This window comes from Clostridium sp. TJA032 (assembly GCF_058310275.1).
On record NZ_JBZEFB010000002.1, the window covers coordinates 253,060 to 259,788 of the forward strand.

Genomic DNA, 6,729 nt, shown 5'->3' on the forward strand with positions numbered 1-6,729 from the left:
TTAAGAGTTTAGTATAAGCTCCTTAATGTCTTTTGCCTTTTGTCTCCATGTATTTTGATTTCCTTCTTTTCTAAGAAGTTCTATATATTCTTTAGAATTTTCTAATTCACTAGCTTTTTTAATATTATTTATAAAATCCTCATGTGAATCACTAACTAAAGGTGATTGATACTTTCTACACTCTGGTAAAGCTGTTGTAACTATAGGTTTTCCTAAAGCCATATATTCAAATAATTTTACTGGTGAAGTAGCTTCTGTTATTTCATTTACCACAAAAGGAATTATTGAAACATTAAAGAATTTAGAGTAAGTTGGAAGCTCATTATAATTAACAGTTCCTAAATAATGAACATTATCTAATTTTAATATTCCACTTTTTCCTAAAGATTCATCATAATCTATTCCTATTAAAACTATTTCGTAATCATCTTTAAACTCTTTTGAAAGTTCTTTTATAAGGTCATAATCAAACCAGCTAGCTAAAGCCCCAAAATATCCTATTATCTTTTTTTTCTTATTAAGGATATTTTTCATCTTATCTGGAACTTTAGTACAGTCAATATTAGCAAAATGCTCATATTGTACTCCATTTGTTACAAGAGCTAATTTATTTTCTCCTCTAATCTCTTTAGCCTCTTGATAAAGCTTATCTGCTGTAGTTACCACATAAACTTTTTCTGTATCACTAAGCATTCTCTTATGACTTGCTTTAATTTCATCTGATATTTTAAAGCCTGCAATATCATCTGATAAATCATCAACATATTCATATATTATCTTAAAGTTTCTATCTGTAAATTTCTTTAACCAACTGTCATACTCAACAAAGGAAGTTGAATATATTTGACCAAAGGCAGGAACTCCACTTTGAGACACTATATCTATTAAACATTCTTGTAGCCAATATAAATCTGTATTAACTAAATAAAGATTTTCCTCCATCTTTTTATAGGTTTGAATATCCTTATCAACATAAGGTGAAGCTTTATAAAAATATAAAACATTCTCCTTAGCTAAATTTAAAGCTATATGCTGAGGTCTTTGAAACATCTTAACCTCGAAGCCAAAATAAACATCAAAAATAACTATAGCATCATAATTGCCATTTTTTATAGCCCCAGTTATTTCATCAAAGAATATTTGCTTTTGGTCTTCATGTCCTTTTTCTCTGTATTTAAGTAACATTGGCTTTAATACAGGTCTTAATAAATTTTTTATATTTCTTTTTAAACTCATACTATTACCCTCTCATTATTAAATATTTTTATCTATTAATCTATCTAATATAGCAGCTTTTTCTTTCCAAGTATTTTCTAAAGCTTCTTCTTTTAGATAACTATAGTATTCATCTTCTTTATCAAGAGTTAGTGCAAAGTCTAATTTTTCTATGAAGTCTTCATGACTCTTTCCAATTAATACGGATTTATATTTTCTACACTCTCTCATATCCGTAGTAACTATAGGATGACCCATTGCCATATACTCAAAAAGTTTAACAGGACTTGTAGATTCTGTTATATCATTTAATAAGAATGGGATAGTTGATACTGTAAAGTACTGTGAATATCTATTTAGTTCTTTATAGTCAACAATACCTAAATAATGAACATTTTCAATTTCTTCAACTTGACTATCCTTAAAACTATTATCATATAAAAATCCTATTAATACTATTTCATAATTTGGTCTTTCCTTAGCAACTTTTTTAATAAGCTCATAATCAAACCATTTTGCTAAAGCACCAAAATATCCTATTATAGGATTTCCCTTGTTTACTATTTCTTTAAGCTTATCAGGAACCTCATCACTTCTATATTGCCAATGGTCATATTGAACCCCATTTGTTATCATTGCAACATTTTCATTTCCTCTAATTTCTTCAATTTCCTCTATAAGCTTATCTGCTGAACCTACAGCAATATTAGTTTTATCTTCTATAATATGTTTGTGTCTATCATAAACAAAATCAGGTAAATGACCTGATATTTCATCAGAAAGTTCATCTATATACTCATAAATTATCTTAAATCCATTATTTGTGTACTTTTCTTTTATATATTCCTCATCTAGATAAACATCTGTTGAGTAAAGAGATAAAAACTTATGACCTTTATATTCTTTTAAAAGGTCAAACATAGCATTTTGCCAAGCAAAATTAGCCATGTTAACTAAATAAAGTCTATCTTTAAGCTTCTCAACAGTTTTTATATGTGGGTCAAACTGTTCTGATGTTCTATAAAAGTAAAGATATCCATCATCTGTAAGCTCATTAGCCATATGTTGTGAACGTTGAAATAAAGGTATATTCCATCCAACTCTTGAATCAAAAACAACTATAGCTTTAAATTTTTCATTTTTTAAAATATCATGAAATATGGCATTACCCTCTTCATAATTTTTTCTATAAGTTATAGCATTATTATCTAATTTAGTTCTAAGACGTCTTTTTATATATCTTAAAACTCTTTTCATTACTTCAACTAACCCATCTTCTCTAAGAACTTCCGTGGTTCTCCTAGCAATTCTAACTACGCTCATACTATTCCTCCGATTACTTACCCCAAGAATGTCCAAGTATAAGGAATCCTTCCCCTCTATACTTATCATTCAAAGTAAAACTATACGCATTTATTTTTCTATAAACTTCTTCCTCACCATCTCTTAAGACAAAATCAATATAGTAAACTCCTGCAACTAAATTAATTCTGTTTAATGAAACATTTATTTTATTTAATCCTAAATTAAAAGGAAGATTTTTCATATGGTCTTTACTATTTATACCACAAACAAACTGATCATTTCCTCTAGTTGTTCCTGGTTCATAATCTGTTTTTCTAAACTCTAAAACTATGTTAGGTTCTTTCAACTTATTTGAAATAATCTCATAATTAACATCTAAATCTATTTTTTCAAGATATTTTACCTTCTTAACATTAGATGTGATTTTTATACTATTTATTATGTCGCTTTTATGGTCTTTTAACTGTTCTATATTTGCAGGGTTAAAATTAAGATTATAGTATCTTTCTACTACAATTACTGAATTACCATCATCTACAACCTTACCTTTTTGTAACCAAATTGCTCTATCACAGAACTTCTTAACAGTTCCAAGCCCATGTGAAACATAAAGTATAGTTTTTCCCTTTTTCTTAAACTCATTAAATTTCTCCATACACTTAACTTGAAACCCTACATCACCAACTGATAAAATTTCATCAACTATAAGTATGTCAGGGTCTACATTAATAGCTACTGCAAATGCTAATCTAGCAAACATACCGCTTGAATAATTCTTTACAGGTTGCTCTATAAACTTACCAATGTCTGCAAAGTCAAGTATATCCTTTAATTTTACATCTATTTCTTCTTTTGTTAAACCATTTAAACTTCCATTAAAATAAATATTTTCCATACCTGTAAGCTCCGGATTAAATCCTGAACCTAATTCTAACATAGAAGCCAATCTACCATTTATCTCAATTTCGCCTGAAGTAGGAAAAGCAACTCCTGTTAGCAATTTTAAAAGTGTTGATTTACCGGCCCCATTGTGACCGATAATACCAACACACTCTCCCTTATTTATTTCAAAGGAAACTCCTTTTAATGCATAAAATTCCTTTATATTCTTTTCTCTACCAAAAATATTTCCTATTTTTTCAGCTCTTTTCTGATATAGTTTATATTTTTTGGTCAAATCTTTAACTCTTATAGCAACAGACATATTCTGTACCTCTCTTTTTTATAAAACATCATCAAATTCTGGTCTAAATTTCTTAAATACTTTAGAGCCAAATATGAATAATAGTATAGTAACTACCCAGAAATAAATTCCATATGCTACTCCTACTGTATGTGTACCTAAATATGCATCTCTAAACAAAACAGCTAAATAATATAATGGATTTAATTTTAATATTTTTTCAATCCAAGGCATACTAGCTCCAACAGGTAATTCTCCAGCTTGCCACATAACAGGACACATCCAAAATAAAAATTGCATAAATACAGATATTCCATGTAATATATCAATAGACATAACTACCCATGTAGCTAATAATCTAGATAAGGCCGCTAAAAATATTACAGTTATTATTATTGCATAAATAAGTTTAGGTATGTTTATTAAATCTAAGTTACCATTTATGGCAAATATTATAAAACTTATTACTAACAAAATTAAAAATGTGTAAAAACTAATTACTATCCTAATGGTAGGTAATATTTCTACAGGGAATTTAACCTTCTTAACCAAAAAGGAGTTAACCCTTATGGAACCTGCACCTGACATAATTACGTCTGAAATAAATATCCATGGTATGTACGCTGATACTAGCCATACTAAGTAATTAACCTGTACATTTGAGCTAGTTGTTCTCATTCCTGTCGAGAATATCATCCAGAAAACAGTTATCATAGCTAGGGGTCTAATTATAGCCCATGCCATTCCTAACTTAGAACCAGCAAACTCTTTTTTAAATTCTTTCTTGGATATGCTAAATATCATTCTCCAATGAGAAAAAATACTTTTCTCAATCTCAAGCCAATCCTTCAAGTTGTTCACCTCTGCTTATAATCTATTTTTTTGTAAAATAACTAAACCTAATTATACCACAAATACTCTATTAATATTTATACTTTTGTCTTACAAAATGACAAAATATAAAGTTAATTTACTACTTTTCTTATAAATTAATATTTCTTTTAAAAAAATAATTTATATTTAAAAAAATTCTTCAAAATATAAGCATATAAAAATACAAATATTTATTGTAATCAATTTTATTATTAACATTTCTTATATTTAATACACAAAAAAAGTTAGATGCAAAATTGCATCTAACTTTTAAAAACTTTTAAATTAAGCTAATTTAACTCCATATTTATCTCTTAATTCTTTTATTAATTCTAAATATTTCTTTTGTTGTCTTTCTTGAATTAACATATTAACAACTTGGTCTTTAACTTCTTCAAAAGACTTAGTCTTAGCTTCTGATTTATCTTCAACCTTTATTAAGTGATATCCAAATTGAGTTTTAACTGGAGCACTAACTACTCCTAACTCTAAATTAAATGCAGCATCTTCAAATTCTGGAACCATCATTCCCTTTGAGAATGAGCCTAAGTTACCACCTTGCTCTTTTGAAGGACAGCTTGAATATTTATTTGCAGCATCTTCAAAAGATATGCTTCCTGAAGCTATTTCTTCTTCAACTTTCTTAGCTTCTTCTTCTGAAGGAACTAAGATGTGCTTAGCTGTTACAGTTTCTAACTCTACAAATCTATCTTTATGTTCTTCATAAAAAGCTTTTGCTTCTTCATCTGTAACAGTAACTGAAGATAAAGTCTTATGCATTACCATTTGAGCTAATAATTCTTTTGTAAACTTATTTAATTGATCTTTAAATTCTTCTGTTTTATCTAAACCAGTTTCTTTTGCAAACTCTGACATTAATTCAAAAGCAATTGCTTGCTCTAAAACTTGTCTTCTACCTTCTTCACTTGCAAGCATAGCTTGTTGTTGTGCTGGGTATCTTGCTATTATCTCATCTATATAGTCTGAAGTTATTTCTGTGTTTCCAACTGTTGCTAAAACTTTCTTTTCCATATGTATTATCTCCTTTTTAATTAAAGTTTTTTCTATACTTCATATATTAACATACATTTAAGGAATTAAAAAGAAATTCTGAGTATTTTCCTAATATATAATATAACTTTATAGTTCATTAAAAAACTCTCAAATATTTAATTAAAAATTTTTACTATTAATAGAGTTAATTTTTAATAATAAGTAAGTACTATTGGATATAATAATATATCCTTATTTATTGATAATTAATAATCACTATTATATAATATATTTAATTAAATATTCATGCTAAATATTTATCATTTATATTAAGGAGGATTTTTATGGCAATTGAAATAAACAAATTAGCTCCAGATTTTAAGCTTATGGGTTCAGACAATAAAGAACATTCTTTAAAAGACTATAGAGGGAAAAATATAATCCTTTATTTTTATCCTAAAGACAACACTCCAGGTTGTACTACTGAAGCTTGCGACTTTAGAGATAATATTAATAAATTTAATGAATTAGATACTATAGTTTTAGGTGTTTCTAAAGATTCTTTAAGTTCTCACGATAAATTTATTAACAAACTTTCTCTTCCATTTACATTACTTAGCGACCCTAAGGAAGAAGTATGTCAATTGTATGATGTAATAAAAGAAAAAAATATGTATGGAAAAAAATATATGGGTGTAGAAAGAAGTACTTTCCTAATAAATAAAGATGGAATATTAATAGCAGAATTTAGAAAAGTAAGAGTTAAAGGTCATGTAGAAAAGATTTTAGAAAAATTAAAAGAATTAAACTAATAAAAAAAGCTTAGTGAATATTCACTAAGCTTTTGGTGGCTCGAGCAGGAATCGAACCAGCGACACGAGGATTTTCAGTCCTCTGCTCTACCGACTGAGCTATCGAGCCATAAAATAAAAACCTGGCGACCACCTACTCTCCCACACAGTCTCCCGTGCAGTACCATCGGCTTCTATAGGCTTAACCGTCGTGTTCGGAATGGGAACGGGTGTTACCCTAAAGAACATCATCACCAGATGTTTAAAAGAACTTTGTTCTTTCAAAATTGCACATATTTAATTTACTATATTTGGTCAAGCCCTCGATCTATTAGTATCGGTCAGCTGAACATGTTACCATGCTTACAC

General features: G+C 28.2%; 6 protein-coding genes, 1 tRNA gene and 1 rRNA gene. 1 reads left to right on the plus strand and 7 read right to left on the minus strand.

The genetic code is table 11. From position 1 onward, the window contains the following. The 5 genes from AC4FRL_RS08225 to AC4FRL_RS08245 all read right to left on the minus strand — a co-directional run bounded on the left by AC4FRL_RS08225 (nt 1) and on the right by AC4FRL_RS08245 (nt 5,608). Nucleotides 1–1,236: a glycosyltransferase gene (locus AC4FRL_RS08225; protein ID WP_491139752.1), complete on the minus strand. Its 1,236-nt coding sequence runs from the start codon at nt 1,234–1,236 to the stop codon at nt 1–3. Nucleotides 1,237–1,254: 18 nt separating this feature from the next. Then, nucleotides 1,255–2,538, minus strand: a complete 1,284-nt coding sequence (locus AC4FRL_RS08230) for a glycosyltransferase (RefSeq protein WP_491139753.1) — start codon at nt 2,536–2,538, stop codon at nt 1,255–1,257. A 13-nt stretch (nt 2,539–2,551) separates the two neighbouring features. Next, complete coding sequence (locus AC4FRL_RS08235) at nt 2,552–3,724, minus strand: ABC transporter ATP-binding protein (protein ID WP_491139754.1); 1,173 nt, start codon at nt 3,722–3,724, stop codon at nt 2,552–2,554. 18 nt (nt 3,725–3,742) lie between these two features. Then, nucleotides 3,743–4,564: an ABC transporter permease gene (locus tag AC4FRL_RS08240; RefSeq protein ID WP_491139755.1), complete on the minus strand. Its 822-nt coding sequence runs from the start codon at nt 4,562–4,564 to the stop codon at nt 3,743–3,745. 297 nt (nt 4,565–4,861) lie between these two features. After that, the gene (locus AC4FRL_RS08245; protein WP_491139756.1) at nt 4,862–5,608 is read right to left on the minus strand and encodes a peptidylprolyl isomerase; all 747 of its coding nucleotides are present in this window, start codon (nt 5,606–5,608) and stop codon (nt 4,862–4,864) included. Nucleotides 5,609–5,913: 305 nt separating this feature from the next. Here AC4FRL_RS08245 and bcp point away from each other — a divergent pair, with 305 nt between their 5' ends. Beyond that, a complete protein-coding gene (gene bcp, locus AC4FRL_RS08250; RefSeq protein WP_491139757.1) occupies nt 5,914–6,381 on the plus strand; it encodes a thioredoxin-dependent thiol peroxidase in 468 nt (155 codons plus the stop codon). Between the two features lie 33 nt (nt 6,382–6,414). Here the strand turns inward: bcp and AC4FRL_RS08255 are convergent. Next, nucleotides 6,415–6,490 (minus strand) — tRNA-Phe (locus tag AC4FRL_RS08255). Between the two features lie 11 nt (nt 6,491–6,501). Next, a 5S ribosomal RNA gene (rrf, locus tag AC4FRL_RS08260) occupies nt 6,502–6,619 on the minus strand. Between the last annotated feature and the right edge of the window lie 110 nt (nt 6,620–6,729).

Excerpts from the sequence above, each read along its gene's own strand:
- AC4FRL_RS08225 (WP_491139752.1), bottom strand. The coding sequence starts at position 1,236 with ATGAGTTTAAAAAGAAATATAAAAAATTTATTAAGACCTGTATTAAAG.
- AC4FRL_RS08230 (WP_491139753.1), bottom strand. The coding sequence starts at position 2,538 with ATGAGCGTAGTTAGAATTGCTAGGAGAACCACGGAAGTTCTTAGAGAA.
- AC4FRL_RS08235 (WP_491139754.1), bottom strand. The coding sequence starts at position 3,724 with ATGTCTGTTGCTATAAGAGTTAAAGATTTGACCAAAAAATATAAACTA.
- AC4FRL_RS08245 (WP_491139756.1), bottom strand. The coding sequence starts at position 5,608 with ATGGAAAAGAAAGTTTTAGCAACAGTTGGAAACACAGAAATAACTTCA.
- bcp (WP_491139757.1), top strand. The coding sequence starts at position 5,914 with ATGGCAATTGAAATAAACAAATTAGCTCCAGATTTTAAGCTTATGGGT.